Consider the following 24,112-nt stretch of genomic DNA (forward strand, 5'->3'; position numbering starts at 1 on the left):
CGCGAACTAAAACGCAAGAAGCATGCCGGTCCGCGCCCGCGTACAATTCACCGATCAGTTCAGCCTGGCAAGCGTTCTTCCCTCTTGGTCGAAGAGATGACAGGCGGCCGGGTCGATCTGGAGGGAAATCGGCGTGTGCAACGGGGTGGCATCGGTGCCTTCCGTCTGCACGACGAGAGACTGGTCGGATGCGATGTCGACGTGAAGAACTGTTAGGCCGCCAAGCCGCTCGGCAAGGATCGCCTCCCCGGTGAACTGGCCGCCTTGGCTGATACGGATATGCTCGGGGCGGATGCCCAGCGTCAGCGTCGAGCCGGCTTTTGCGGCACCAGCGGCGACCGGAACGGTAATCGTGCTTCCGCCAGGTAGAGCGACCGAGGTGCCGCTCGGGCCGGTCTTCTCGACGGTTACCGGTAGAAGATTCATCTTTGGCGAGCCGATGAAACCGGCGACGAAGATGTTTGCGGGGCGATTGTAAAGCTCGAGCGGCGAGCCAACCTGCTCGATGCGGCCGCTATTGAGGACAACAATCTTGTCGGCCATGGTCATGGCTTCGATCTGATCATGGGTGACGTAAATCATCGTTGCGGCCAGCCTTTCGTGCAGGCGCATCAGCTCCAGCCGCATGTTGACGCGCAGCGCCGCATCGAGATTGGAAAGCGGCTCGTCGAACAGGAAGATTTTCGGATTGCGCACGATCGCCCGGCCAATGGCGACACGCTGGCGCTGGCCGCCAGACAGATCCTTCGGCCGGCGGTCGAGCAGATGCGACAGTTCCAGAATCTGGGCGGCGTCCTTGACCTTCCGCTCGCGCTCGGCCAGTGGGACGCCGGCAATTCGGAGCGCGAAGCCCATATTATCGGCGACCGTCATATGGGGATAAAGCGCGTAGGACTGAAACACCATCGCCAGGCCACGCTGCGATGGATCGATGTCGTTGGACCGCGTGCCGTCAATCACCAGATCGCCGCCGTTGATCTTCTCCAGACCGGCGATCATGCGCAGCAACGTGGACTTGCCGCAGCCGGAAGGGCCGACGAAGACGACGAATTCGCGGTCGTCCACATCAAGATCGATGCCCTTGATCACTTCGAGGGCGCCGTAGGTCTTACGAGCGTCGCGGAGCGTGAGATTAGCCATTGCTGGCCTCCTTTTTGCCGGCGGAGGTATCCGCGCCAAGGTTGTTCGAGCCCAGAAAGCTCGATGGTTCGGAGCTGGCTTGCGCCTCGCTTCCGAGGATGAGGCTGGCCGCGCCAATCAGGCCCGCATGTCGTCCAAGCTGTGCCGGAACGATCGGCACGTCGCGATAGGCTGGCATGGCCCGGTCGTGAACCGTCGCCATGATGGTGTCGTGGAGAAGATCGAAACCGTGCGATATGCCGCCGCCCATTACTAGAACATCGGGTGAGTAGAGGTGGAGCAGGTTGGTGAAGCCGATCCCCAGCCATCGCGCCTCGGCATGTAACAGTTCCAGCGCCAAGGCATCGCTGTTTCGTGCGGCATCGACGACGTGCCGCCCGGTCACATCAGCGTCAGCCGATAGTGCGCGCAACATCGAGCCGTCGGATTGCCGGGTGTGAGCGGTTGCTCGCCTGCCGAGAGCCGTGCCGGAGGCGACGGCTTCGAAGCAGCCGACCGCGCCGCAAAAGCATCGTTCGCCCTCGTTGGTAATCGTCATGTGGCCGATTTCGGCAGCCAGGCCACGCCTGCCGTGCAGGATTCGGCCATCGGCGATCACCCCACCGCCGATGCCGGTCGAGACTGTGACGAACACGATCGACCTTGCGCCGCGGCCGGCGCCATATCGCCATTCGCCAACCGCCGCCGCGTTCGCATCGTTTTCGAGCCGCACCGGCAATTGGAAACGGCTGGAGAGAATGTCAGCCAGCGGAACCTCGCTCCATCCGGTCAGGCTCGGCGCCGCAATGACGACGCCGGCTTCCGGATCGAGAGGGCCGGGGGCACCGATCCCGATGCCGATGGGCAGAAGATCAGGCGTTTCTGCCAGAACCGTAGCCGCCAGCAACTCGATCTGCCGGATCACCGCATCCGGCCCTCCGGCCGCCCGCGTCGGCACGGCGGAAAACGACAGAAGGTTTCCCTCCTCGTCCACCAATGCGGCGCGAAGCTCGGTTCCGCCGAGATCGAAGGCAAGAGCGACTTTTTTCACGGAAGCCGGCTCTCCAGTCCATGCAGCCACTCCATCCGCTTGCCCAGGTCCTTGTCGCCGAAGGCCAGCGACCCGAGAACGACCGTCTGTGCCCCAGCCGCACGCAGGTCCGGCACGGTCTGCTCGCGAATACCGCCATCGGCTGCCAGGATCACCTGATCCTCCCGGCTCGCCTGCTTCAACAACGCCCGCGCCTCGATCAGCCTGCCGCATGCCTTTTCGGAAAGGCTTTGTCCTTTGACGCCGATCGAGGTGCCAAGCAGGGTCACGAAGGCAACATGGTCGATGAACGGCTTGATCGCCGATACGGGCGTTTCCAGCCGCAGCACCACGCCGGCTTCAGCGCCGAGCTTCTTTGCAAGCGCAACCGCACGCAAACCGGCTTCGCCATTTTCGGCGTGAACGCTGATCAGGTCGGCACCCGCTTCGATGAACTGGCGCGTCTGCTCCTCGACGATTTCGGCTTCGACCATCAGATGGACATGGATCGGCTTGGCGGTCGATTTGGCGATGCGCGCGACGAAATCCGGAAAGAACAGGAAGCCCGGCGTAAAACGCGCATCGGCGACATCGATATGATGCAGGTCGACATAGGGCTCGATGCGCTTGAGGTCGGTTTCCATATTGGCGAGATCAGCCGACCAGAGGGAGAATTCGCCCAGCAGCCGGTTGCGGGGCAGGGCGGCGATGGCCGCCGGGCCGGAAAGGGTTTTGGACGTCATGATGGCACGAGGCTCCGGATTGTCTTGGATGCGAGGAAATGAGTGATGGCGTCTTGGACTTCGGCAAAATGGCGCAGCTTGTCGGCAGCCTTTGGGGTGACTTCGACAAAGCTTGCGCCGGGTATGATGTCGGCGAGCACCTGTGCGCAGGAAAGCGGATGGATCGCGTCCTGCTGGTTCCCAATGACGAGGGTGGGGACGGCAATAGCCGCTGCGGCCGTCTGCGACACGTCAGGTCCATCGGCCGCGATGTCGGCCAGCACGGACGCGAAAGTGACTGCATCCGGCCGGTCGAAATAGCCGAGCAGGGACGCGAAATTATCGGGCGCATCCGACTTGATCCGCTTGCCGATTTTGGAGCCGGCAAACAGCGCCCGTGCCTCATCGATCGGATGTGAGCGAAGCAAAGCCGCAACGGCGCGGATCGGCTCGAGATTGTCGGGCGATGCGGCAAAGGTCCAGGCGGGGCGGACGAGAACGAGTGCGGTTATGCGCTCCGGATGATGATGAGCGAGATGCAGGGCAAGTGCCGCGCCCATGGAGATGCCGCCGACGACAAAGCGATCAAATCCGCGCTCGCTCGCCGCAGCCAACACATCCTCGGCGAACATTTGCAGTGAAAAGGGCCGCGCTGAGCCAAGCGACGACGCGCCATGTCCGCGGCATTCCACCGTGACCCGCCGAACGCTGTCGGCTGGTGGAAAGGTTTGCGCAACCTGTGCCTCATCCCCACCAAGGCCGTGCTGAAAGGCGACTGGCAGCCCTTGCCCGCCGTCGAAGACGGACAGGCTGGCATCGTCGCGGATGAGAGTTGCCGTTCCGCCCATCAGACCAAGTCCCTGAGAAAGGCGGCGACGGCGGGCGCTTCGGCTGCAGACAGTCCGTGGGTGACGAGCGGACCATCGAAGCTGACGGCTTTCAGTCGTGCGATGAAATCGGGAAAATCCACAATGCCCTGACCGGCAGTTGCAAAACGTCCGTCGGCATAGCGATCCTTGGCGTGTGCCATGGCGATATGCCCAGCCGCCGTTTCGACCGCGCGCTCGACGATATCTCGGGCTTCCGGCGGCGTTGCGCTTTCGAAAAGATTGGCCGGGTCGAGGACAATCCGCAGTCTTTTCGATCCCATCTCGACGATCAGCCGCTTGGCGTCCTCGGCTGAGGTGACGATGTTGGCTTGTTCGGGTTCGATGCCGAGATCGACGCCGTGCTTTTCCGCTAGCGCCAGGGCTTTCGACATCTCCGTTGCCATGTCGGCCCAGGCTAAGGGGTCGGTATTGTCAGGGTGATGCGCCCATTGGTCTTTTGGGTCGCGCGTACCCGTGCAGAGCGTGACGAGCGGAATGGAAAGGGCCACCGCCGTCTCGATCACGACGGCAAGCTGGCGCAAACCCGTTTGCCGCACCGAAATGTCCGGATGGGCCATATTGTAGGTTCCGGAAAGGGCGACCAACGAAACATTGGTGGTTTCCGCTGCTGTCTGGATCGCCGTTACGACAGAGCCAGGCACCACGTCGGGCATGGACGGCAACCCGCAGCAGGCGAGGTTGAACTGGGTGGCCGCATAGCCGCTGTCGCGCACCGCTGACAGCACGCTCAGGGGATCTGTCCCCGGAAAGGTCTTGGCGAAGATCCCGAGCTGCATCAAACGGCCCCCGTCACGGATGCAAGCTCGACCCGCTCGCCAGTCTCCACCGATCGTGCGATTGCGACCATGGCGCGGATGGAAGCGATGCCGTCCTCGACATTCGCGCCGCGCATCGGTGCGCCGTTCAGCGCTGTATCGGCGAGACCCTCAAGCTGCCGGCGGAAGAAGTGCCCGTCGGCGCCGAGCGGCTTCCGGCTCGTCGCATCTTTCTCATGGAAGATCTCGACTTCGCTGGAGCGGAAGTACCAGGGATTGAAGGTTTTCGCGAGTACGGAGCCGTTTTCGCCATAGAGCTGGAAGCCCTCGTGCCAATCCATTCGGACGGCAACGGTGAGATCGAGATGGCCGAGGGCGCCATTGGTAAATTCGGTTTCCACGAACCAGCAATAGGCACCGGCACGCTCCAGCAGGCGCGCGCGTACCGCAACAATATCGCCGCAGAAGAAGCGGGCGGTGTCGACCAGATGCGAACCATGCGCCAGCATGAAATATTGCCTGAGATCGGCCTTCGGATTGCCGCCCGGCTTGCGCGCAAGCTTGCTGGTGATTGGCAGCGGCTGTACTGCGTCGGTGTTGGTGTAGCGGTGTGTGGAGTCGCAATACCATGCCTTCAGCGCGAAAATCTCACCGATATCGTCGCGCACGAAATCGCGTGCGGCTTCCAGCGTCGGGTCGAAGCGCTTCATATGCCCGACTTGCAGGATCTTGCCGGAGCGCTTGACGGCATCGGCAAGCTGCTGTCCTTCCTCGACGGATACGCCGATCGGCTTTTCGCAGAGCACATGCTTGCCGGCTTCAAGCGCCTTGATCGACATCGGCACATGATAGGCGTCGGAAGTGGCGACGATCACGGCTTCCAGCTCGGGGTCGGCCAGCATGGCGTCATAGTCGCTGAACATCTTCTGCGGCTCGTAGGTGGCACCCATGCGCGCCAGCAGATCGGGTGCTGCGTCGCAGATTGCGTAGAGATCGGCATTCCGTGCTTTCACGCAGGATTCCAGATGCGCGAACTGGGCTATCGGCCCGCAACCGAGCACACCAACGCGAAGACGGCGATTTTCCTTCTGGATCATGGTCTTCTTCCTCAGGCTCCGTAGCTGCGCATGGTGTCGCGATTGGTCTTCACCGCGGCAGCGGGATTTTCCCCGGCCGTCTCGGATTCCTCTTCCAGCACCAGCCAGCCATTGAAACGCGGTGCCTTCGCGACGAGATTGATCACCGCCGGCGTATCGAGGACGCCCTTGCCGAGCATTGCCCAGCGGTCGTTCGCATCGACGTCCTTGACGTGGAGGTAGCGAATGCGATCCTGATAGGTATGCATGGTGTCGAGGATGTCCTCGTGCCCGCGCAGGATATGGCCGGTATCGGGCACCCAACCGACGAGCGCGGGATCGAGAAGCGCGAAGATCCGGTCGTAGTCGGCGCGGTCGAAGAGCAGGGTGTTGTGGTGCGAGCTTGGATGAACGGCGACATCGACGCCGGACGCCTTGCCGAGCGCGCCGGCGCGATTGTAGAACTCGGCCGCAATGGCGAACTTATCGGCGCGTGGCCCTTCCGAGACAACCGTTGCCGATCCGATAGAGACGAGCGCGCGGGGAAACTGTGCGGCATAGTCGATCCAGCGCTGCGTCGTCGCTAGGTCATCGGTGATCGCCTCGGCAACCGTAAAGCCGCTCTTCGAGCCGAAGGCGAAGGAGACCAGCTGCAAGCCGTTATCCTTGAGGGCCTTGGCGAAGTCACCTGGCTTTGCCGCGTAGTGGCTGATCATCGTGTCGGTGATTTCGATGCCCGAATAACCGCCGGCGGAAATTGCCGAAAGCAGGTCGTCGGGTGTTCCGGTCCAGGCCTTGCCGAGCATTTCCCATGTAAACGTCTGGCAGCCGACCTTCAGATCGCTAGTCATGTCACTATTCCTTGATTCCGCCCTGTGTCAGGCCTTCGATAATGTGTCGTTGGAAGAAGAGGACCAACACGATCAGCGGCACGGTGACGACAGCCGAGGCTGCGGCGATGTCTCCCCAGGGCACGTAATATTGGTTGGTAAAATTGGCGATGCCGACCGGTATGGTCTGGGTGCCGCTATCCGATGTGAATGCGAGCGCGAACAGAAACTCGTTCCAGGCGGTGATGAAGGCGAGGAGACCCGTCGTGACCAGGCTCGGCAGCGACATTGGCAAGATGATGTGCCAGAGCAGGCCGATAACGCCGACGCCATCCATGCGCGCGGCTTCATCGATCTCGCGCGGCAGCGTCTCGAAATAGCCGAACAGAACCCAGGTCACCAGCGGCAGCCCGAGCGCCAGATAGGTGATGATGAGTGCCGTATAGGTGTCCAGAAGGCCGAGGTCGGACGCGAGCAGATAGAGTGGGCCGACGAGCGCGATCTGCGGGAACATCGAGACCGAGAGGATCACCGTCAGGATCCCGAAGCGTCCCTTCACATCAAGGCGCGACAGCGCAAAGGCGGCGAGCGAACCGACGATCAGGCAAAGGGCCGTGGTCGCCAGCGAGACGACCAGCGAATTCCATAGATAATGATGCAGGCCCTTTTCCACGAAGGCATTGTAGTAATGCTCCAGCGTGAACGGGCTCGGGACCAAAGACGGCGTTCCCTCCGTCAGTGCTCTGTCGAGCTGGAACGATGTCGAGAACTGCCAGAGGAACGGGCCGGCCGACCAGATGAGAATAAGTAGCGCGCCGAGATAGATCATCACGCTTTGAAAAGGGGAGCGGGTGTCGTTCATGTCGTCTTCCTGATCTGACGGATGAGGAAGAGGCAGAACACCACGGCGATCAGCCCTTCGGTGATGAACATTGCGGTCGAAACGGCCGAACCGTAGCCGAACTGCAATGTTGAGAAGAGAACCTTGTAGGACAGCGTCGACAGCGTTTCCGTGGAATCGGCCGGCCCGCCGCCGGTCAGCACATAGACCAGATCGAAAACGCGGAAGGCGTCCAGCGCCCGGAAGAGGCCGGCGATTAGCAATGTCGGCAGCAGTAGCGGCAGGCGAATGTTCCAGAAGATCGTCCAGGCCCTGGCGCCGTCCATACGCGCGGCCTCGATCAATGATTTCGGCACAGTCTGAAGGCCGGTCAGCAGCAGCAGCGCCATGAAGGGCGTCGTCTTCCAGACATCGGCGAGAATGATCGTCGTCAGCGCCGTATCGGGCGAGCCGTACCAGTTTACGTTCTGATCAATCAGCCCGAGATGGAGCAGGATGAAATTGATGATGCCGTGCTGGCCGTCAAACAGCCAGCCGAACATTTTCGAGGTGACCACCGTCGGCATCGCCCAGGGAACTAGCATCGCAGCACGGATGACGCCACGGCCGGCGAAGGCCTCGCAAAGGATCAGTGCCATGGCGAGGCCGATCAGGGTTTCGAGCGTGGTCGAGGCGACGGTGAACCAGATCGTATGCCACCAGGCATTCCAGAACGGCGGATCGGCGAGCAACTGCACATAATTGGCAATGCCGATGAAATCATTGTCCTGTGTGATCAGGGACCGATTGGTGAAGGAGAGATAGACGCCATTGACGATCGGGTAGAAGGACACCGATGCAAGCGACAGGAAGGCCGGCAACAGCAGGAGCCAAGGCCAGAGGGCGCTTGGGAGCGCCCTCGTCGTTTTCGGGGTTCGGTCGGACAGGGGGACCGTGACTGCGGCAGCCATATCAGGCAACGATCTTGTCGATCTGGTCGGCGGCGGCCTTCAGCTCGGCCTGAACATTGCCGCTGACCAGCGCCTTGGAAATGCTCGACTGCAGCGCCAGCGTCACCTTGGCATATTGCGGCGTGATCGGCCGGGGCGTGGCGCCGGTGAAGACGCTTTGCAGGCTCGCCATGAACGGCTGCTCGGCCTTCAGTTTCGCATCCTGGAAGATCGCCGGACGCGACGGTGCAAGACCGAAGTTCAGTGCAAGGCGGGTCTGCGTTTCCGGTGACGACATCCAGGTCAGGAACTCGATTGCCGCTTCGCGCTTCTTGGAATTGGCGTTGACGCCGAGCTGATAGCCACCGAGACAGGCAGCACTCTTGCCGCCGGCAAAATGCGGCAGCGGCGCAACGGCGACCTTATCGACCACATGCGAGGCTTTCGGGTCTTGCGCGATCGGATAGACATAGGACCAGTTGCGCATGAACATCGCTTCGCCGGAGGTGAAGGGCTGGCGTGACGGCTCTTCGTCCCACGAGAGAACGTTCTGCGGGCTGATTTTGGTCTTGTTGATCGTATCGTAGAGGAACTGAATCGCCTCGACCGCCGCCTTGTCACCGATGACAGAGGATTTGCCGTCTGGCGCGAGGATAGAGCCGCCGTTCGAGGTGATGATTTCCACGGCATCGCAGATCAGGACTTCGGCCTGCTTGCCCTGCCAGAGATAGCCGAACTTGGCGTCACCCGCCTTCTGCGCGGCTGCCGCCATGGTCGCCATGTCATCCCAGGTCTCGGGAACCTTGCCGCCATGCTTTTCCACCAGATCATTGCGGTAGTAGAACATGCCGGAATCGACGAACCACGGAAGCGCGGTCAGCTTTTCATTGTAGGTACAGGCAGCGACCGTTCCGGGGAAATAATCGGCACGCTTTTCCTTCGGGAAATATTCGTCGAGCGGCAACGCCCAGCCGGCCGACGCGAAGCCGGCGATCCAGACCACATCCTGAGTGAAAACGTCGGGGGTTCCGTTGCGGCGGGCCAATTGCTGGACAAGGCCCTGATAGACCTCAGTCGACGAGCTCGGCGGCGGCAGTTCGATGAACTTGACCGTGATCCGGTCCTGCGATTCATTATAGGCCTTGACGAGATCGCCGAGGCCTTCCTTGCCGAAGAAACTGGCGCTGGCAAAGCTGATCTCGGTGCGATCGGCGGCGCGCGCAGGGCGCATGCCCAGTCCCGTTGTGGCGGCAAGGGTCGCCGCGCCGACTGCGGCGCTCGCAGCACCCATCAACATCTGGCGGCGATCGAGCAGTGTGGAAAATACGGCCGCGTTTGAGCCGGCCGGCGTCTTCTTGATATCAGACATGATTTCCCTCCCAGGAAAACTGGCGACCTCCAAAATCTCCGCGCCAGTATTGTCGTATGTTTCATAAAAAATTGTCGCGCGTCAAGAAATAAGATGCTTTAACTCGCTTCGGGACGCGTCGGGAGGATAAGGCTGTCGGCGACGCGCAAGCTGTCAGATTGAGGGAGGATTGAGACATATGACTGAGAAAACAAAGGCAAAGCTGGGCATCGGTATCATCGGTTGCGGCAATATTTCAATGACTTATCTGCGCAACGCAGCGCTGTTTGCCGGTATCGAACTGCGCGCTTGCGCCGATATTTCCGCCGATGCGGCGGCTCTTCGTGCCCGCGAATATGGCATTCGACCGCTGAGTGTTGATCAACTGCTCGCGGATCCCGAAGTCGATCTCGTTCTCAACCTCACCATTCCGGCCGTGCACTTCGACGTTACCATGTCGGCCCTTTCCGCGGGCAAGCACGTCTTCACGGAAAAGCCGCTGGCGACCTCGGCCGCCGAAGGGCGGACCCTTGTGGCCGAGGCGAAGACACGCGGCCTGCTTCTGGGCTCGGCACCCGACACGTTCCTCGGTGCCGCCGGCAGGCGTGCGCGGCGTTTGATGGAGGAAGGCGCAATCGGCCGTCCGGTCAGCGGCACCGCCTTCATGATGGGACGCGGCATGGAGCATTGGCATCCCAATCCGCAATTCTACTACCAGCCGGGCGGCGGCCCGGTTTTCGATATGGGGCCTTATTACCTGACCATGATGGTGAACCTGCTTGGCCCGGTGGTGCGTGTCATGGCGATGGCGACGAAGGGTCAGGAGGAGCGCCTGATCACCGCGGACGGTCCGTTCAAGAACACGACCTTCAAGGTCGGTACGCCGACCAATGTCTTGTCTTTGCTCGAATTCCAGTCCGGCGCGGCTGTCAATTTCGGCGCATCCTGGGACGTCTTCCGCCATTCCAACCATCCGATCGAACTGCACGGCACCGAAGGCTCCCTTCGCCTGCCGGATCCCGATACATTCGGCGGCACGGTCTCGCTGTCGGAACGTGGCGCCGACTGGCGTGATTTCGACAGCGACAGCGAGCTTTACGGCAAGAGGAACTGGCCATTCGCTGCCCCCGATCGTGCGAATTATCGTATGCTCGGTGTCGCCGATCTTGCGCGGTCGTTGGAGGAGAAGAGGGCGCCGCGCGCATCCGGCGAGCTCGCCCTGCATGTGCTTGAAATCATGGAGGCCATTCTCGCCTCCGGCGAAAGCGGCCAGTCGGTCCGCATCGGTGGAGATTTGGTCCGTCCGCCGCTTCTTGGCGAAGACGAAGCCCGCAGCCTCCTCGCCTGATTGCCGAAGGGAGAGACGACATGACAGAACAGCTCGATGAGAGCACCCGGCGCCTTCTCGACATGAGCAATCGGTCGAATGCCCGGCCGTTTGAAACCGGTACGCCTCAGGCGGCCCGTATTGACTATGACGCGGGCTGCCCAACCGTTCAGGGCGCGCGCGAGACGGTCGCCTCGGTGGAGGATCGAGAGATCGACGGTCCGAACGGCCCGATCATCCTGCGTATCTATCGCGGCATCGGCGCACGATTGAAGAATGGTCCCAGCCTCCTTTATCTTCACGGCGGCGGCTGGGTGATCGGCAATCTCGATTCGCACGATGAGATCTGCCGCTGGTTCGCCAATCTCGCGCAATGCACGGTAGTCTGCCCGGATTATCGCCTGGCGCCGGAACACAAGTTCCCGGCCGGGCTGATGGATTGCGCCGCTACACTGGCCTTCATGGCGGAATCCGCCGCCGATCTTGGCATTGATCCCGAGCGGATCGCGGTCGCCGGCGATAGCGCCGGTGGCAATCTCGCCGCCGTGCTGGCGCTGATGGCGCGCTCCGGTGACGCCCCAAAGCTTACGGGGCAACTGCTCATCTATCCGAATACGGACGCCGCGCAGACGGCCGACAGCTATCGTCGTTATGGCGAAGGCTACGGCCTGACCGCATCGGCGATGAAGTGGTTTCGCGATCACTATATCCCCACCGAGGCCGATATCGCCGACTGGCGGGTTTCGCCGCTACGAGCTGAGAGTGTTGCCGGGGTTGCGCCGGCCTTCGTGATTACCGCTGGGCATGATATTCTGGTGGACGAGGGCTTGGCCTATGTCGAGCGGCTGAAGCGGGAGGGCGTGCGCGTGGTGCTCCGCCACTGGCCCGGCCAGATCCACGGCTTCGTGTCGATGGGACGATATATACCGGCCGCGCGCCAGGCTGTGGAGGAGGCCGTGGAGGCATGGCGCAGTTTCGAAGGTGCTCCCGAGTAAACGGAAAGCATCGTGCTCCTATGCCGATTGCCGCATGACCAGCGTCCCATCGAGTCTGACTTTGTGGGCAATCGTCTGAACCGGCGTGTCCGTGTCACCGAGCAGCGTCAAAAGCGTGTCGACGCTATTTGCCGTCATCGCGGCGAAATCCTGCGCCATTGTCGTCAGCGGCGGGCAGGTGTAGCGGCTGAGCGGATGGTCGTCATGGGCGGCCACGCGGAGATCGTCACCCTTCTTGCGCCCGACCTTCAGCCCATGCGCAAAGGCGGCCGCCATCACGCCGAAGGCGAGACGGTCGTTGGCGCAGAGGATAGTCTTGCCGGGAAGCGCCTTTGCGTTCAGCATCTCGTCCATCTGCTGATATCCGATGTGTTCGAAGTCCCACGTATAGGTGGCATTGGTCTTGATCACCACCGGCTCGTAGCCCGATGCCTCCATCGTGGCGATATAGCTCGCCAGTCGCTCCGGCGAGTTGTGATTGACATGGGGAATGTCGAGATAGACCGGCGACTCTCCAGATCGGCAGAGATATTCGACGATTGTCGCGACGCTCTGATAATTGTTGTTGCCGATGAACGGCGTGTTTCCCTCGATATAAGTGTCGAAATAAACGAGGGGCACATTCTGCGCGAGCTTCTCGAACGCGCGCGGGTCGGATTTTTGTCCCAGCGGCGCGGCAAGCGTGCCCGCTACCTTGAGTGACAGCATGGTGCTGACGGCTTCGGCCTCCAGCTCCGGCAGTCCGTGCGAGGAAAACACGATCGGCCAATAGCCCTCATTGCGCAGACGCAACTCCAGGCGGTTGACCATTTCGGCGTAAAAGGGGTCGGTAAGGGCCGGCACCAGGATGCCGATATTGCGGGTTCTCTTCCGATTGAGATTGCGTGCATAGATATTGGGCTGATAGTCGGACGAGCGGAGTGCCGCCTCGATCAGCGCGCGCGTCACGGGTTTGACGCTCGTCGGATCATCGAAATATTTGGAGAGGGTGGGCCGGGAGACGCCGCAGGATTTCGCGAAATCCTCCATCGTCTTATGCGTCATTTTTTCCATCAAAAGCCGACCATTTTCGAGTCGATCCTCCCATCTGGGATTGTTATGCGTTCACAAGACAGGAAGCGCAACCATGGAGGTAAGTTCCGGATAAATTCTTTCGAGCCTTAAGTTGCTCAAAAATATTACATGCGTCAATTTCTTAATTGACGCATAAAAATTGAAACCATAGAAAGACCGTGATCGATTGACCGATCTCATCGGTCAAGATGAAACATTTCTTCGGGAGTGAGTTCAAATCGCCATGAAAAAGCTCGTCAGCGCGGGGGAAATCGTCGTTGAAATTATGGCCGATCGGCTCGATCAAAGCCTGGCCCAGCCCGGATTGCTGCACGGACCGTTCCCGTCCGGAGCGCCGGCGATCTTCATTGCCCAGGCAGCAAGGCTCGGCCAGCCGGCCGGTCTGATCAGCGCCGTCGGCGAAGATGATTTCGGGTGGATGAACATCGACAGATTGCGTGACTGGGGGGCGGACGTCTCCGCCATCACGGTTCATCAGGGGCAGGCGACCGGCACGGCTTTTGTATCGTACCGCGCCGATGGCTCCCGTCATTTCGTCTTCAACATCAAGAACAGCGCGGCGGGATTGATCGAAACCGGCGATGGCGCGACAGCCCTGCTGGCCGGCGCCGATCATTTTCATGTCATGGGCTCCTCTCTGTTTTCCGAGAGGGCGATCTCTGTCGTTCTGGCGGGCATCGAGACGATCAAGCACAATGGCGGCACGGTTTCCTTCGATCCGAATATACGCAAAGAGATGATCGAGCTGCCGGGCATGCGCGAAGCGCTGAACCAGGTTCTGGCGCTGACGGATATTTTCCTGCCGAGCGGCGAGGAGCTGTTCATCTTCACCAAGGCGACCGACGAGGCAGAAGCGGCAGCGGAAATGCTCGAGCGCGGGATTTCGGCGGTAATCGTCAAGAAGGGCGCGGAGGGTGCGGTCTATTACGATCGGCATCGCAAAGTTGTGGCATCCGGCTTCGTCGTCGACGAAGTCGATCCGACCGGCGCGGGCGATTGCTTCGGCGCGGGCTTCGTCTCCCTTTGGCTCCGGGGTGCGGCGCCGGAGGAGGCTTTGAGATTGGCCTGTGCCTGCGGGGCCCTGGCCGTGACGCGCAAAGGTCCCATGGAGGGCATTGCCACCTTTGCCGAGGTACAGTCTTTTCTGTCCGGCGCGACCGCGAGGGCACTGTCATGAGTTCCGCGACGCAGCGACTGGCAAATATGCCGAGAAGTCGTGGCAGCGGTCTGCCATCCGGCATCACCTCCGTCTGCTCGGCCCATCCCCTGGTCATCGAGGCGGCGCTATCACATGCAAAGGGCCGAAACGCTGATGTGCTGATCGAGGCGACCTGCAACCAGGTCAATCAGGATGGTGGCTATACCGGCATGACGCCCGCCGATTTTCGCGCCTTCGTCGAAAAGATCGCGGTGACGGTCGGCTTCCCCCTGGATCGTCTGATCCTCGGCGGGGATCACCTCGGTCCAAATCCCTGGAAGCATTTGCCGTCCGGGGAGGCGATGCGCAAGGCAAGCGCAATGATCGACGCCTTTGCGGCTGCCGGTTTCACCAAGCTGCATCTGGATACGAGCATGGCCTGCGCCGACGATCCGACCGCTCTTCCTGACGAGACGATCGCATCCCGGGCAGCCGAGCTGGCCGCCATCTCGGAAGCAAGAATACGCCAGTCGAAAACACAGGCGCCGAGCTACATTATCGGCACCGAGGTTCCCGTTCCAGGCGGCGCGTTCGAGGCGCTCGATCATCTGCACGTCACGACGCCTGGGGATGCGCGTGCGACGGTGGAGCTTCACCGCACGGCCTTCTCCAGGCTCGGACTGAACGAGGCTTTTGAGCGCTCGATCGGCATCGTCGTCCAGCCGGGCGTGGAATTCGGCAATGCCGATGTTGTTGCCTATGCGCGAGAGGCGGCAAGAGATCTCGTCGCCACATTGGACGAGATGCCGCAATTCGTGTTTGAGGCTCATTCGACGGATTATCAGAGTGGCGAGGCGCTGCGCGATCTTGTCAGCGATGGATTTGCAATCCTGAAAGTCGGTCCCTGGCTGACCTTTGCCCTGCGCGAAGCCCTGTATGGCCTGAGTGCCATTGCCGAAATCCTGGTGCCGGACGCGGTCAGCGAGGCCGTTCCTGCCGCCATGGAGCGGGTCATGCTGTCGTCGCCGCAGCATTGGCTGAAATACTATCCCGGCGATGCCCACGAGCAATATGTGCAGCGGCATTATTCGTTCAGTGACCGCATCCGCTACTATTGGACCGTACCGGACGCGCAGAAGGCCGTGGACGAGCTGATGGCCACTCTTCAGGGCGTTACAATCCCGCGCCCGCTGATCAGCCAGTATCTCGGTCATCTGGAGCCGCTGGTGGCCGACGGATCGGTGGCGCCACAGGCGCGTGCGTTGCTGCTTGCCAGCGTCACGCGCGTGCTCGACATCTATGCGGACGCCATCGCGTCGGCTTCGTAACGGTTTTGGCTTGCGAGGTCGGTGCCCGGCCTTCAGCCTTGCTTGGCGGAAATCCGAAGGGATCCGGCAGGCGTGAGAGCCGCCACGATTTCCTCATAGCTCGCGACGCTCGGATGCGGCGTCGGCAGCAGGGTCTTATGGGTCGCGCTAATCACGGCCACGGCTGCACCGGCTGCTTCAGCCGCTTCTATCCCGGCTGGAGCGTCCTCGAAGACAAGGCATTCCTCTGTGGGCTGGCCTAGGGTTTTTGCGGCCAGCAGAAAGCAGTCCGGCGCGGGTTTGCCGTTTTGGACATCCTCCCCGGCAATCAGCAGCGGCGGCCAGGGAATACCCGCGGCCTTGAGGCGGACTGCCGCCAGATCCCGTGGTGCGGATGTGACGATTGCCCAGCGATCCCTGGGCAGGGCGCTCAGGAAATCGATCGCGCCCGCGATCGGTACGACACCAGCGACATCGGCGATTTCGGCGAGTGTCAGAAGTCGGGCCTCTTCGACTGGATCGATTCCGGACAGGCCAAGCCGTGTGATCGTTTCGGCCGCTTTGCGCCCGTGCACAATCGCCAGCAGGCTCTCGACATCGACATTGTGCTGTAAGGCCCAGGCCGTCCAGACCCGCTCACCGACCGCGATGGAGTTCAGCACGGTTCCATCCATATCGAACAGGAAGGCGCCGAAGGAGCGATCGGGGTGCAGGGGCAGGGCCATTTTTGAGAATTCTTTCTTAGCTTTTCTGGGGAGCGACGGACAGGCGATCGAGGATCGCCTGCGCCGTATTGGCGTCCGTCACAAGGGCATTGATCATGCCCGACCGCGCCGCGCCGATGATGCCGGGCGCCTTGGCCGGTGTCGCGGCAACCGCGATGCACAAGGGAACCCGTTGCAACTGCTCGGGAGTGGCGGCGATCATGCGCTCCTCGCCGTCCCAATGCAGGATCTCGCCGGCTTCGGTGACGTAGTGCCGCAACACGTCGCCCGACGCTTGGCTGAGAGCTTTTTCTCCCGGAAGCGCCGCCGTCGCTTCGGACGGATTGGCCGCATGCGTCAGGCCGACGCCGACGATCGCCGCATCGAGCTTGTTCCAGAGCGCGGTGACCTGCTGCACCGTGGGGTCGGCGAGGAAAGCATCGCGCAGCTCGGAGGACGAAATGTATGGGGCGTGCAGGAAATGCGGCAATCCGCCCATCTGCTCGGCCGCCTGGCGCACGAATTCGTTGGTCTGGAAATGGGCTGCTGCCTGCTGCATGCCGCCATTGAGGGCGATGGTAACGATGCCGGGGAGTTGCGGCAGGCCGGCAAGGGTAACCTCTCGAACGGCGCGTCCCCAACCGATGCCGAGCGTCGAGCCGGAGTGAAGCCCCGCCTGTTGCAGCATGGAGCCGACCGGAGGGGCAAGTGCGCTCAGAACGTTGGAGGACGGCGTATCGATCACGGCGGCGTTGCGCAGTTTCAGGCCGTCGATCAGTGCCGCACTCAGGTCTTCCGATGGAGAAAGGTCAATCACCTCAATTCGCACGATACCGGCCAGCCGAGCTTTCTGGAGCAGGCGTGAAACCGTAGCCGTTGATAATCCTAGCTTTTTAGCAATGTCGACCTGCGACATGTCGGATTGATAGTGCAACTTTGCAACCATATGCAGCAATGCACGGTTTGTTGCAGGCTCCTGCGGCTGAGACGAATTCAGGTTGAAATTCCTTTCTGCAATGTGTTACACATTTGGGCGCTGAGGGAGTTATCGCTCAAAATAGCCGGTTTCGCAACGGTTATGCGGCGGAGGAGAGCTCTCAACATTCATTGGTCATCCCTTCCGAACCTTGGAGCGGGATGCACGTTCAGCAACCCGTTTCGGGCACGCTATAGGGAGGAGCATATATGTCCAGATTAACCACCGCCGAAATGCGCGGCTACCAGCAGATTTGCGGGAGCGATGGCGCCATGATGGTGATCGCTTGCGATCAGCGCGGCGGCATGCGCAGCCTGCTTGCCAAGGAACCGGAGGCGCAGGCCGCGATCTCCGATAAGACCCTCGGCGACACCAAGGCTGATATCGCCCGGTTTCTTGCCAGCAAGGCCTCCTGCGTCTTGGTCGATCCGATCTGCGCCGTTCCGGCTCTGGTCGACGACCGCATCATCCAGCGCGACACGGCACTGCTGATCGGCCTCGACGCCTCCGGCTGGGATACGTCTCCGGAGGGATATCGCCTGTCCAAGCTGGTTCCCGGCATCACGGCTCGTCGCGTGCGCCAGCTCGGGGCGACCGGCGGCAAGATCATGGTCTATCTGCGCTCGGACCGGGATCAAGCCAATGTTCATAACATCAAGATCCTGCACCAATGCATCGAGGATTTCGCCCGCGAAGACCTGTTGCTTGTCGTCGAGTTCCTGACTTACAGGTTCGATGATGAGGATGAAGCCGAATATAAGGCGAAGATCCCGTCCCTGATCGTCGGCGGAAGCCGGATTTGCCTGGATTACGGCGCGAAGGTTCTGAAGATTCCGTATCCGGGAAGCCCGCAGGCCTGTGCAGAAGTCACTAAGCTTGCGGGAGACGTTCCCTGGGCAGTCCTGTCCGCAGGCGTTGACCATTCGACCTTCCTGAAGCAGGTCGAAGACGCGATGCGCAACGGTGCTTCCGGCGTCATCGCCGGCCGCTCTCTGTGGAAGGATTGCATTTCGCTCGACCGCGCCGTCACAAGGGATAGACTGGAAACTGTCGCGGTTCCGCGTCTTCGCGAAATTCAGGCTGTGATCGCCACCCATTTCAAGGGTAGCAGGTCTGAAACCGTCGGCCGGGGACAGAAAGAACATGCCTGAGACAGCCATCGGCGTGGACATTGGCGGCACGAATATTCGTGCCGCTCTCGTCTCCGATCGAGGCGAGATTCTGAAGAAGCTATCGGAGCGGACACCCACCGATCCCTTGCATGTGGTCGAGCGCGTCGTGACGATGGTCAGTGAACTCGATGCGACGGGAGCAGCCGGCATAGGTGTCGGCATTCCCGGTCGTGTCGATGCGGCCAGCCGCACGATCCTCTCTGGCGGTATCCTCAATCTGGCTGGCATCGACTTTGCCGATCGGCTGGAGACACGCCTCGGCAAGCGGGTCGTCATCGAAAATGATTGCAACATGGCGCTCATCGCCGAAATGCGTGTCGGCGGCGCCAAGGGATACCAGAGCGTCGCGATGCTGACGATCGGAACGGGCATCGGCGGTGCCGTCGCCCATAATGGCAGCATCTATCACGGCCATATGACGGCCGGGCAGCTGGGCCATATCTCCGTGCTGCAGGATGGTCCGCTTTGCGCGTGCGGACGGCGCGGTTGCGTGGAGACATTCAGCTCGGGAACGGCGTTGCGCCGGTACATGAATGAGGCCGGCCTTTCGGCCGCCTCCATCGGCGAGATTTTTGAAATGGCCGCCGAGGGAAATGGTACGGCAAGGGCGGTCTTGCGTGCATGGGCATCCCCGCTGCGCACCGCCCTCGATAATATTGCGGCAACAATGGATCCGGACGTCATTTTGTTGGGAGGGGGGCTCGGCTGCGACGCGGCGCGTGCCCTTGCCGACCTTCCGGCGGTGGCGCCATGGTTCCGGCCGACGATCCTGCCCGCGAAACTCGGGGACGACGCCGGCGTAATCGGCGCGGCCTTGTCGACATTCGCGAATGCTGGCAGTTCCGCTGAAAAGCGCGTCGTGCTCGTCAACGGCGTTCCGGCTTCGGGAAAGAGCCGGCTGGCAAAAACGCTGTCGCAACGCACAGGTTGGCCGATCCTTTCCCTTGATGGGATCAAGAATCCTTTCCTGGAACACATCGGCCCCGTCGACCGGGATTTCAATCGGACTTTGGGAAAGGCGAGCTACCAGGCGATCTGGTCGTTCATCCGTGAGGCGCCGGCTGGGTCCACCTTCATCGTCGATGCATGGTTTGGTTTCCAGCCGAAGGCGCTGCTTGTAACTTATATCAAGGATGCCGGTGTCGATCGTGTCGCGGAGCTTTGGTGCAAGGTGCCAGGCGCGGTTGCGGCGGAACGCTATGCCAGCCGCTTGAAAGATAGGCTGCCGGGCCATCCGGGCGCCGAATATGTCGCCGAACTCGCGATGCTTGCCGATCGTGCCGAGCCCATGGCATGCGGCGCTCTGAGGACGGTCGACCAGACGAAAGAGCTGGATATGGACAGTATAACCGCCTGGATTTCAGAGGTGTTTGGCCAGGCATGAAAGTAGCCGCCGTCCCGGCGGCAGATGAAAGCTTGATATGACTTCAAAACGTCGCGCAACGCTCCGTTGCCGACGAAGCGCATCGCTTTGCCGATCCTCCTGATTGGCAAGCTATTTCAAATAGATGGCGGAAATTCGTTGCAGAAAAATATTACTTGACGGCCCGCTATAAGCCACTGATTATCCATTTCGCCGGACAAGGGAGATGTTCGGCTTTCAAGGGAGGAAATTATGGAACGACGTTCATTTCTCAAGGCGAGTGCCGTTGCGACGCTTGCCACTGGCGTGGCGACTGTTGCCGGAGGCGCCAAGGCGCAGGACAAGAAGTTTACCATCGCCCTCATTCCGGGTCTGACGACGGATGCCTTCTACATCACGATGCGCAAGGGCGCCGAAGCTGCCGCCAAGGCAGTGGGTGCGACGCTGGTGTTCCAGGGTGCGCCGGACTTCAACCCGGTTACGCAGGTTCCGGTTCTTGATGCGATCATCGCCAAGAAGCCTGACGCGATCCTGATCGCGCCGACCGACAAGGATCAGTTAGTCCAGCCGCTGAAGAAGGCAGCGGATGCGGGTATCCCGGTCATCACGGTCGATACCTTCATCGGAAGCGGCGTCTACCAGACGGGAAGCGGCGATGCCGATTTTCCGCTTTCTTATATCGCCTCGGACAACCTGCTGGGCGGCGCGATCGCAGCGCGCGCATTGGCCAAGGCCGTCGGCGAAAAGGGCAAGGTCTACGTTTCGAACGTCAAGCCCGGCATCTCGACCACCGACCAGCGCGAGCAGGGTTTCAAGGAAGAGATGAAGAAATTTCCGAACATCACTGTTCTCGACACGCAGTATAATGACGACGATGCCAACAAGGCGGCGTCGCAGCTGCAGGCCGTCTTTGCCCGCAACTCGGACCTCGATGGCGTTTTCGGCGCCAACCTGTTTTCCGCCCTCGGTGCGGCTAACGGCGTCCAGCAGGCGGGCCAAACGGGCAAGATCCGCGTTGTCGCTTTCGATGCGCCGACCACCATCGTCGACAACATCAATTCCGGCCTCGTTGATCTGGCGATTGCCCAACACCCGGCCGAAATCGGCTATTTCGGCGTCATGGCGGCCTATGCCCACCTGACCGGCAACTCGATCCCGACCGCCATCGGCACCGGCTTTACGGTCATCGACAAATCGAACGTCGCCGACAAGAACGTCGCGAAGTTCATCTACTCCGACTAATCGGATGAAGTCTGTGCCTCGTCCAAGGGGCGGGGCACGTCTCTGATCAAAATGGAGGAAATGGCGTGACGACTTCTGTACGTCCTCGCTCGAGTTTGGATTCATCCATGACTACCGAAGATACCGAGGCCCGCAAGGCGGACCAGCATGTGGCGCCACAGGCGGACCACGGCGATCAGGCGAAAACCATCATCAACTATATCGCGCAATTGCGCGCATGGCTGTTCCTTGCGGCGCTGATCGTGACGTTCGAGATCTGGGCGCGCGTCGATTTCGGCGGCACCTTTATCGGCTCGTCCTTCAACTGGCAGTCGGTCGCGGTCTTTGCCGTGGCGCCACTGCTGCTGGCGATCGGTCAAACCTTCGTCATCATATCCGGCGGCATCGACCTGTCGACCGGCTTCATTATGGGTCTTGCGGCGGTCGTTGCCGCGCATGTCACCAATATCGCCGGTCTCTACATGCCGCTGCCGATGGCGATGGTGCTTGGCATTCTCGTCGCGATGCTCGCCGCCACCGTGCCCGGCTTCATCAACGGCCTCTTGATTTCCCGCCTCAAGGTGCCGCCTTTCATCGGCACGCTCGGCATGTTCGGTGTCGCCCGCGGCACGGCCTTTCTGCTGGCCGGCGGCACCACCGTTCCGGTCAAGAATTCCTATTTCGCCGAACTCGGCAACGGTCGCTTCTATGGCGTGCCCTATCTCGTCATTGTCGCCTTTATCTTCGTGCTGATCATGCACTACCTGCTGAGCCAGACGCGCTTCGGTCAGCACAATTACGCGATCGGTGCCAATGCGCAGGCGGCACGGCGCGCCGGCATCGATATCAAGTCGCATCTGCTGCGGCTCTACATGCTCTCGGCGGTCTGCGCCGGCCTTGGCGGCGCGCTCTACGCCGCCCGCTTCACGGCTGGGGCGGCCCAGGCCGGTGAGCCGCTGCTGCTCGACAGCGTCGCCGCGGTCGTCATCGGCGGCGCCAGCCTGTTCGGCGGCTCGGGGACGATCATCGGCACTGTTGCCGGGGCCTTGGTCATTGCCGTCATTCAATACGGTCTGGTTTTCATGAATGTCGAGCCTTTCTGGCAGTTTATTGCCGTCGGCATCGTCATCATCATTTCGGTGCTTATCGATCAGGCGCAGCGCCGGTTCAGCGGAGCAAAACAGGATGAATAGCGCAACGCCCCTTCTCGAAGTCCGCAACCTGTCGCGTTATTTTGGCGCCGTTCATGCCCTGGATAATTGCTCCCTGGTCGTCCGCCCCGGCGAGGTCGTCGCGCTGGCGGGAGACAATGGCGCCGGCAAGACGACGATGATCAAGGCGATCTCGGGCGTCTATCCGCCGACCTCGGGCGAAATCCTGATCGAAGGAAAGCCCGTCACCTTCTCCTCGCCGCAGGATGCGCGGGAAAAGGGGATCGAGACGATCTATCAGGATCTGGCGCTTGCCGACAATCTGACGATCGGCGCCAATATTTTTCTCGGTCGCGAGCCGATGAAGAAGCTCTTCGGCTTCTTGCCGGTCATCGACCGGAAGGCGATGGCGGAGGCCGCGCGCGCGACGATGGCGCAGCTCGATTTCCATGTGAAAAGGCTTGACGCGCCGGTGAGCAACTTTTCCGGCGGCCAGCGTCAGGCGGTGGCAATCGGGCGCGCAGTCTACTGGAACGCCCGTATCCTGATCATGGACGAGCCGACGGCAGCCCTTGGCGTGCCGGAACAGCGCAAGGTCGTGGCGCTCATCAAGTCGCTGAAGGCGCAGGGACGCGGCGTGATCTTCATCTCGCATAATTTGCAGGACATCTTTGCCGTCTCCGACCGCATCGTCGTCCTCCGGCGCGGTATCGTCGCGGGCGAGCGCCAGATCAGCGAAACCACGCATGAGGAAGTCGTCAAGCTGATGATCGGCGGCTAGGAAATTGCGGACCGGGAAAGCCGCATGACTTTCTCGGTCCGCCCAATCGATCAGCCGGCGGACAGCTCCTTGCCTTTCGTCTCGGGCAGTACGAGTGCGGCGAGGATCACCAGCGCATAGGCAACGACTGCGAAGATGGCGATGGCTTGGCCGAGTGGCATGGACGCCGTCGCTACGGCGACGAGGGTCGGATTAAGGGCAGCGATGCCCCGGCCGAAATTATAGGTGAAGCCCTGGCCGGCTGCCCGTGTGCGCGTCGGATAGTTCTCCGTCAGGAAAGCGCCCATGCCGGCAAAAATTCCGGACGAGAAGAAGCCGAGGGGGAAACCGAGGAAGAGCATCAGCGTATTGCTGATCGGCAGATAGGTGTAGACGACGACGGTTACCGCGGCGCCCAATGCGAAGAGAATGAATTTGTTGCGGCGTCCGATGATATCGGCGAGGTAGGCGCCGGTCACGTAGCCGGCGAACGAGCCGATAATGATGACGGCAAGATAGCCGCCGCTGCCGATGATGGTGAGTTGTCTCTCCGTCTTTAGGAAGCTCGGCAGCCAGGTCGCGATCGCATAATAGCCGCCTTGCGCGCCGGTTGAAAGCAGTGAGCAGAGGAGCGTGCGGCGCAGGAGCGACGGCGCGAAAATCTCGGTAATCCCAACTTTCTCGCCGCTTTTTGTGAGCTGTTCGCGGGTCGCCGTATAGATCTCCGGTTCCTTGATGAACCGGCGAGCAAATATGGCGAGCACGGCCGGCGCCAAGCCGACCCAGAAGAGTATGCGCCAGGCATCGTTCTGTGGCAACAGGCTGAAGAGGATGGTCGAGAGAAGCACCGCGGCCCCCCAGCCGACGGACCAGGCACTCTGCACCATGCCGACCGCCTTGCCGCGATGCTTCGCCCCAATCACCTCGGCCATCAGCACGGCACCGGCCGACCATTCCCCGCCGAAACCAAGACCCATCAATGTGCGGCAAACAAGAAGCTGCTCGAAATCCTGCGCGAAACCGCTGAGGAAGGTGAAGAAAGCGAAGAAGATGACGGTAATCTGCAGGGTCTTCACTCGGCCGAAGCGATCGGCGAGAATACCGGCGAGCCAGCCGCCGAGAGCTGACGCCAACAGCGTCGCGGTTGCAATCATGCCGACATCGGTCTTGGTCAGCGACAGCGTCGCGATAATTGCCGGGATGGCGAGGCTGTAGACCTGAACGTCGAAGGCATCCAGGCCATAGCCCAGAAAGCATGTCCAGAAAGTGCGTTTTCCGGGCGGCGACAATTCGCCGTACCAGCTTCGTTTATCGGCTTGCGCCGTTTCGGCCAAACTATCTGTCATTGTTGCATTCCCCTTTGTTTTCTTTGGAATGTTTGTCG

General features: G+C 61.2%; 23 protein-coding genes. 9 read left to right on the plus strand and 14 right to left on the minus strand.

Annotated features, from left to right (window positions below; translation table 11 throughout):
• Positions 1-54 precede the first annotated feature (54 nt).
• Genes AB6803_RS00725 through AB6803_RS00770 form a run of 10 tightly spaced genes read right to left on the minus strand, consistent with a single transcriptional unit; the run spans position 55 to position 9,561 of the window.
• Positions 55-1,140, minus strand: coding sequence for an ABC transporter ATP-binding protein (locus AB6803_RS00725; protein WP_371107058.1), 1,086 nt, complete (start codon positions 1,138-1,140; stop codon positions 55-57).
• Positions 1,133-2,170 carry an ROK family protein gene (locus tag AB6803_RS00730; protein ID WP_371107059.1) on the minus strand — a complete coding sequence of 346 codons (1,038 nt, stop codon included), beginning with the start codon at positions 2,168-2,170 and terminating at the stop codon, positions 1,133-1,135. The genes AB6803_RS00725 and AB6803_RS00730 overlap by 8 nt, the downstream gene beginning before the upstream one ends.
• Positions 2,167-2,892: a ribulose-phosphate 3-epimerase gene (locus AB6803_RS00735; protein ID WP_371107060.1), complete on the minus strand. Its 726-nt coding sequence runs from the start codon at positions 2,890-2,892 to the stop codon at positions 2,167-2,169. The genes AB6803_RS00730 and AB6803_RS00735 overlap by 4 nt, the downstream gene beginning before the upstream one ends.
• The gene (locus tag AB6803_RS00740; protein WP_371107061.1) at positions 2,889-3,719 is read right to left on the minus strand and encodes an alpha/beta fold hydrolase; all 831 of its coding nucleotides are present in this window, start codon (positions 3,717-3,719) and stop codon (positions 2,889-2,891) included. Before AB6803_RS00740 ends, AB6803_RS00735 begins: the two co-directional genes overlap by 4 nt.
• Entirely contained in the window at positions 3,719-4,537 is an 819-nt protein-coding gene (locus tag AB6803_RS00745) for a sugar phosphate isomerase/epimerase family protein (protein WP_371107062.1), read from the minus strand. The genes AB6803_RS00740 and AB6803_RS00745 overlap by 1 nt, the downstream gene beginning before the upstream one ends.
• The gene (locus AB6803_RS00750; protein WP_371107063.1) at positions 4,537-5,613 is read right to left on the minus strand and encodes a Gfo/Idh/MocA family protein; all 1,077 of its coding nucleotides are present in this window, start codon (positions 5,611-5,613) and stop codon (positions 4,537-4,539) included. The genes AB6803_RS00745 and AB6803_RS00750 overlap by 1 nt, the downstream gene beginning before the upstream one ends.
• A gap of 11 nt (positions 5,614-5,624) precedes the next feature.
• Positions 5,625-6,443: a sugar phosphate isomerase/epimerase family protein gene (locus tag AB6803_RS00755; RefSeq protein ID WP_371107064.1), complete on the minus strand. Its 819-nt coding sequence runs from the start codon at positions 6,441-6,443 to the stop codon at positions 5,625-5,627.
• Positions 6,444-6,447: 4 nt separating this feature from the next.
• Complete coding sequence (locus tag AB6803_RS00760) at positions 6,448-7,284, minus strand: carbohydrate ABC transporter permease (RefSeq protein WP_371107065.1); 837 nt, start codon at positions 7,282-7,284, stop codon at positions 6,448-6,450.
• Positions 7,281-8,213 carry a carbohydrate ABC transporter permease gene (locus tag AB6803_RS00765; RefSeq protein WP_371107066.1) on the minus strand — a complete coding sequence of 311 codons (933 nt, stop codon included), beginning with the start codon at positions 8,211-8,213 and terminating at the stop codon, positions 7,281-7,283. Before AB6803_RS00765 ends, AB6803_RS00760 begins: the two co-directional genes overlap by 4 nt.
• 1 nt (position 8,214) lies before the next feature.
• Positions 8,215-9,561 carry an ABC transporter substrate-binding protein gene (locus tag AB6803_RS00770; protein WP_371107067.1) on the minus strand — a complete coding sequence of 449 codons (1,347 nt, stop codon included), beginning with the start codon at positions 9,559-9,561 and terminating at the stop codon, positions 8,215-8,217.
• 178 nt (positions 9,562-9,739) lie between these two features.
• Between AB6803_RS00770 and AB6803_RS00775 the strand changes: the two genes are divergently transcribed.
• Together AB6803_RS00775 and AB6803_RS00780 are read left to right on the plus strand one after the other, a co-directional pair.
• Positions 9,740-10,888 carry a Gfo/Idh/MocA family protein gene (locus tag AB6803_RS00775; RefSeq protein ID WP_371107068.1) on the plus strand — a complete coding sequence of 383 codons (1,149 nt, stop codon included), beginning with the start codon at positions 9,740-9,742 and terminating at the stop codon, positions 10,886-10,888.
• A gap of 20 nt (positions 10,889-10,908) precedes the next feature.
• On the plus strand, positions 10,909-11,862 hold the full coding sequence (locus tag AB6803_RS00780) for an alpha/beta hydrolase (RefSeq protein ID WP_371107069.1): 954 nt from the start codon (positions 10,909-10,911) through the stop codon (positions 11,860-11,862).
• An 18-nt stretch (positions 11,863-11,880) separates the two neighbouring features.
• On the opposite strand, the gene AB6803_RS00785 is transcribed toward AB6803_RS00780, so the two are convergent.
• Positions 11,881-12,915 carry a LacI family DNA-binding transcriptional regulator gene (locus AB6803_RS00785; protein ID WP_371107070.1) on the minus strand — a complete coding sequence of 345 codons (1,035 nt, stop codon included), beginning with the start codon at positions 12,913-12,915 and terminating at the stop codon, positions 11,881-11,883.
• Positions 12,916-13,159: 244 nt separating this feature from the next.
• Here AB6803_RS00785 and AB6803_RS00790 point away from each other — a divergent pair, with 244 nt between their 5' ends.
• The gene (locus AB6803_RS00790; protein WP_371107071.1) at positions 13,160-14,113 is read left to right on the plus strand and encodes a sugar kinase; all 954 of its coding nucleotides are present in this window, start codon (positions 13,160-13,162) and stop codon (positions 14,111-14,113) included.
• Positions 14,110-15,402, plus strand: a complete 1,293-nt coding sequence (locus tag AB6803_RS00795) for a D-tagatose-bisphosphate aldolase, class II, non-catalytic subunit (protein WP_371107072.1) — start codon at positions 14,110-14,112, stop codon at positions 15,400-15,402. The genes AB6803_RS00790 and AB6803_RS00795 overlap by 4 nt, the downstream gene beginning before the upstream one ends.
• A 32-nt stretch (positions 15,403-15,434) precedes the next feature.
• Here the strand turns inward: AB6803_RS00795 and AB6803_RS00800 are convergent, their stop codons facing one another.
• Entirely contained in the window at positions 15,435-16,106 is a 672-nt protein-coding gene (locus AB6803_RS00800; protein WP_371107073.1) for an HAD-IA family hydrolase, read from the minus strand.
• Positions 16,107-16,122: 16 nt separating this feature from the next.
• The gene (locus AB6803_RS00805; protein ID WP_371107074.1) at positions 16,123-17,031 is read right to left on the minus strand and encodes a sugar-binding transcriptional regulator; all 909 of its coding nucleotides are present in this window, start codon (positions 17,029-17,031) and stop codon (positions 16,123-16,125) included.
• A gap of 239 nt (positions 17,032-17,270) precedes the next feature.
• Here AB6803_RS00805 and AB6803_RS00810 point away from each other — a divergent pair, with 239 nt between their 5' ends.
• The 5 genes from AB6803_RS00810 to AB6803_RS00830 all read left to right on the plus strand — a co-directional run bounded on the left by AB6803_RS00810 (position 17,271) and on the right by AB6803_RS00830 (position 22,749).
• Positions 17,271-18,212, plus strand: coding sequence for a tagatose-bisphosphate aldolase (locus AB6803_RS00810; RefSeq protein ID WP_371107075.1), 942 nt, complete (start codon positions 17,271-17,273; stop codon positions 18,210-18,212).
• Positions 18,205-19,617, plus strand: coding sequence for an ROK family protein (locus tag AB6803_RS00815; protein WP_371107076.1), 1,413 nt, complete (start codon positions 18,205-18,207; stop codon positions 19,615-19,617). Before AB6803_RS00810 ends, AB6803_RS00815 begins: the two co-directional genes overlap by 8 nt.
• 231 nt (positions 19,618-19,848) lie before the next feature.
• Positions 19,849-20,838 carry a substrate-binding domain-containing protein gene (locus AB6803_RS00820; protein WP_371107077.1) on the plus strand — a complete coding sequence of 330 codons (990 nt, stop codon included), beginning with the start codon at positions 19,849-19,851 and terminating at the stop codon, positions 20,836-20,838.
• A 107-nt stretch (positions 20,839-20,945) separates the two neighbouring features.
• Positions 20,946-22,010 carry a ribose ABC transporter gene (locus AB6803_RS00825; RefSeq protein ID WP_371107078.1) on the plus strand — a complete coding sequence of 355 codons (1,065 nt, stop codon included), beginning with the start codon at positions 20,946-20,948 and terminating at the stop codon, positions 22,008-22,010.
• Entirely contained in the window at positions 22,003-22,749 is a 747-nt protein-coding gene (locus tag AB6803_RS00830; RefSeq protein WP_007695124.1) for an ATP-binding cassette domain-containing protein, read from the plus strand. The genes AB6803_RS00825 and AB6803_RS00830 overlap by 8 nt, the downstream gene beginning before the upstream one ends.
• 50 nt (positions 22,750-22,799) lie before the next feature.
• On the opposite strand, the gene AB6803_RS00835 is transcribed toward AB6803_RS00830, so the two are convergent.
• Complete coding sequence (locus AB6803_RS00835) at positions 22,800-24,074, minus strand: MFS transporter (RefSeq protein WP_371107079.1); 1,275 nt, start codon at positions 24,072-24,074, stop codon at positions 22,800-22,802.
• Positions 24,075-24,112: the final 38 nt, after the last annotated feature.

The sequence above is a fragment of the Rhizobium sp. RCC_161_2 genome, from assembly GCF_041355235.1.
In the GTDB taxonomy this organism is placed as follows: Bacteria; Pseudomonadota; Alphaproteobacteria; order Rhizobiales; family Rhizobiaceae; genus Rhizobium.

Bases quoted from the DNA above. Each gene is read 5' to 3' on its own strand.
- AB6803_RS00725 (WP_371107058.1), bottom strand. From the start codon at position 1,140: ATGGCTAATCTCACGCTCCGCGACGCTCGTAAGACCTACGGCGCCCTC.
- AB6803_RS00735 (WP_371107060.1), bottom strand. From the start codon at position 2,892: ATGACGTCCAAAACCCTTTCCGGCCCGGCGGCCATCGCCGCCCTGCCC.
- AB6803_RS00740 (WP_371107061.1), bottom strand. From the start codon at position 3,719: ATGGGCGGAACGGCAACTCTCATCCGCGACGATGCCAGCCTGTCCGTC.
- AB6803_RS00745 (WP_371107062.1), bottom strand. From the start codon at position 4,537: ATGCAGCTCGGGATCTTCGCCAAGACCTTTCCGGGGACAGATCCCCTG.
- AB6803_RS00750 (WP_371107063.1), bottom strand. From the start codon at position 5,613: ATGATCCAGAAGGAAAATCGCCGTCTTCGCGTTGGTGTGCTCGGTTGC.
- AB6803_RS00755 (WP_371107064.1), bottom strand. From the start codon at position 6,443: ATGACTAGCGATCTGAAGGTCGGCTGCCAGACGTTTACATGGGAAATG.
- AB6803_RS00760 (WP_371107065.1), bottom strand. From the start codon at position 7,284: ATGAACGACACCCGCTCCCCTTTTCAAAGCGTGATGATCTATCTCGGC.
- AB6803_RS00765 (WP_371107066.1), bottom strand. From the start codon at position 8,213: ATGGCTGCCGCAGTCACGGTCCCCCTGTCCGACCGAACCCCGAAAACG.
- AB6803_RS00770 (WP_371107067.1), bottom strand. From the start codon at position 9,561: ATGTCTGATATCAAGAAGACGCCGGCCGGCTCAAACGCGGCCGTATTT.
- AB6803_RS00775 (WP_371107068.1), top strand. From the start codon at position 9,740: ATGACTGAGAAAACAAAGGCAAAGCTGGGCATCGGTATCATCGGTTGC.
- AB6803_RS00780 (WP_371107069.1), top strand. From the start codon at position 10,909: ATGACAGAACAGCTCGATGAGAGCACCCGGCGCCTTCTCGACATGAGC.
- AB6803_RS00785 (WP_371107070.1), bottom strand. From the start codon at position 12,915: ATGGAAAAAATGACGCATAAGACGATGGAGGATTTCGCGAAATCCTGC.
- AB6803_RS00790 (WP_371107071.1), top strand. From the start codon at position 13,160: ATGAAAAAGCTCGTCAGCGCGGGGGAAATCGTCGTTGAAATTATGGCC.
- AB6803_RS00795 (WP_371107072.1), top strand. From the start codon at position 14,110: ATGAGTTCCGCGACGCAGCGACTGGCAAATATGCCGAGAAGTCGTGGC.
- AB6803_RS00800 (WP_371107073.1), bottom strand. From the start codon at position 16,106: ATGGCCCTGCCCCTGCACCCCGATCGCTCCTTCGGCGCCTTCCTGTTC.
- AB6803_RS00805 (WP_371107074.1), bottom strand. From the start codon at position 17,031: ATGGTTGCAAAGTTGCACTATCAATCCGACATGTCGCAGGTCGACATT.
- AB6803_RS00810 (WP_371107075.1), top strand. From the start codon at position 17,271: ATGTCCAGATTAACCACCGCCGAAATGCGCGGCTACCAGCAGATTTGC.
- AB6803_RS00815 (WP_371107076.1), top strand. From the start codon at position 18,205: ATGCCTGAGACAGCCATCGGCGTGGACATTGGCGGCACGAATATTCGT.
- AB6803_RS00820 (WP_371107077.1), top strand. From the start codon at position 19,849: ATGGAACGACGTTCATTTCTCAAGGCGAGTGCCGTTGCGACGCTTGCC.
- AB6803_RS00825 (WP_371107078.1), top strand. From the start codon at position 20,946: ATGACTACCGAAGATACCGAGGCCCGCAAGGCGGACCAGCATGTGGCG.
- AB6803_RS00830 (WP_007695124.1), top strand. From the start codon at position 22,003: ATGAATAGCGCAACGCCCCTTCTCGAAGTCCGCAACCTGTCGCGTTAT.
- AB6803_RS00835 (WP_371107079.1), bottom strand. From the start codon at position 24,074: ATGACAGATAGTTTGGCCGAAACGGCGCAAGCCGATAAACGAAGCTGG.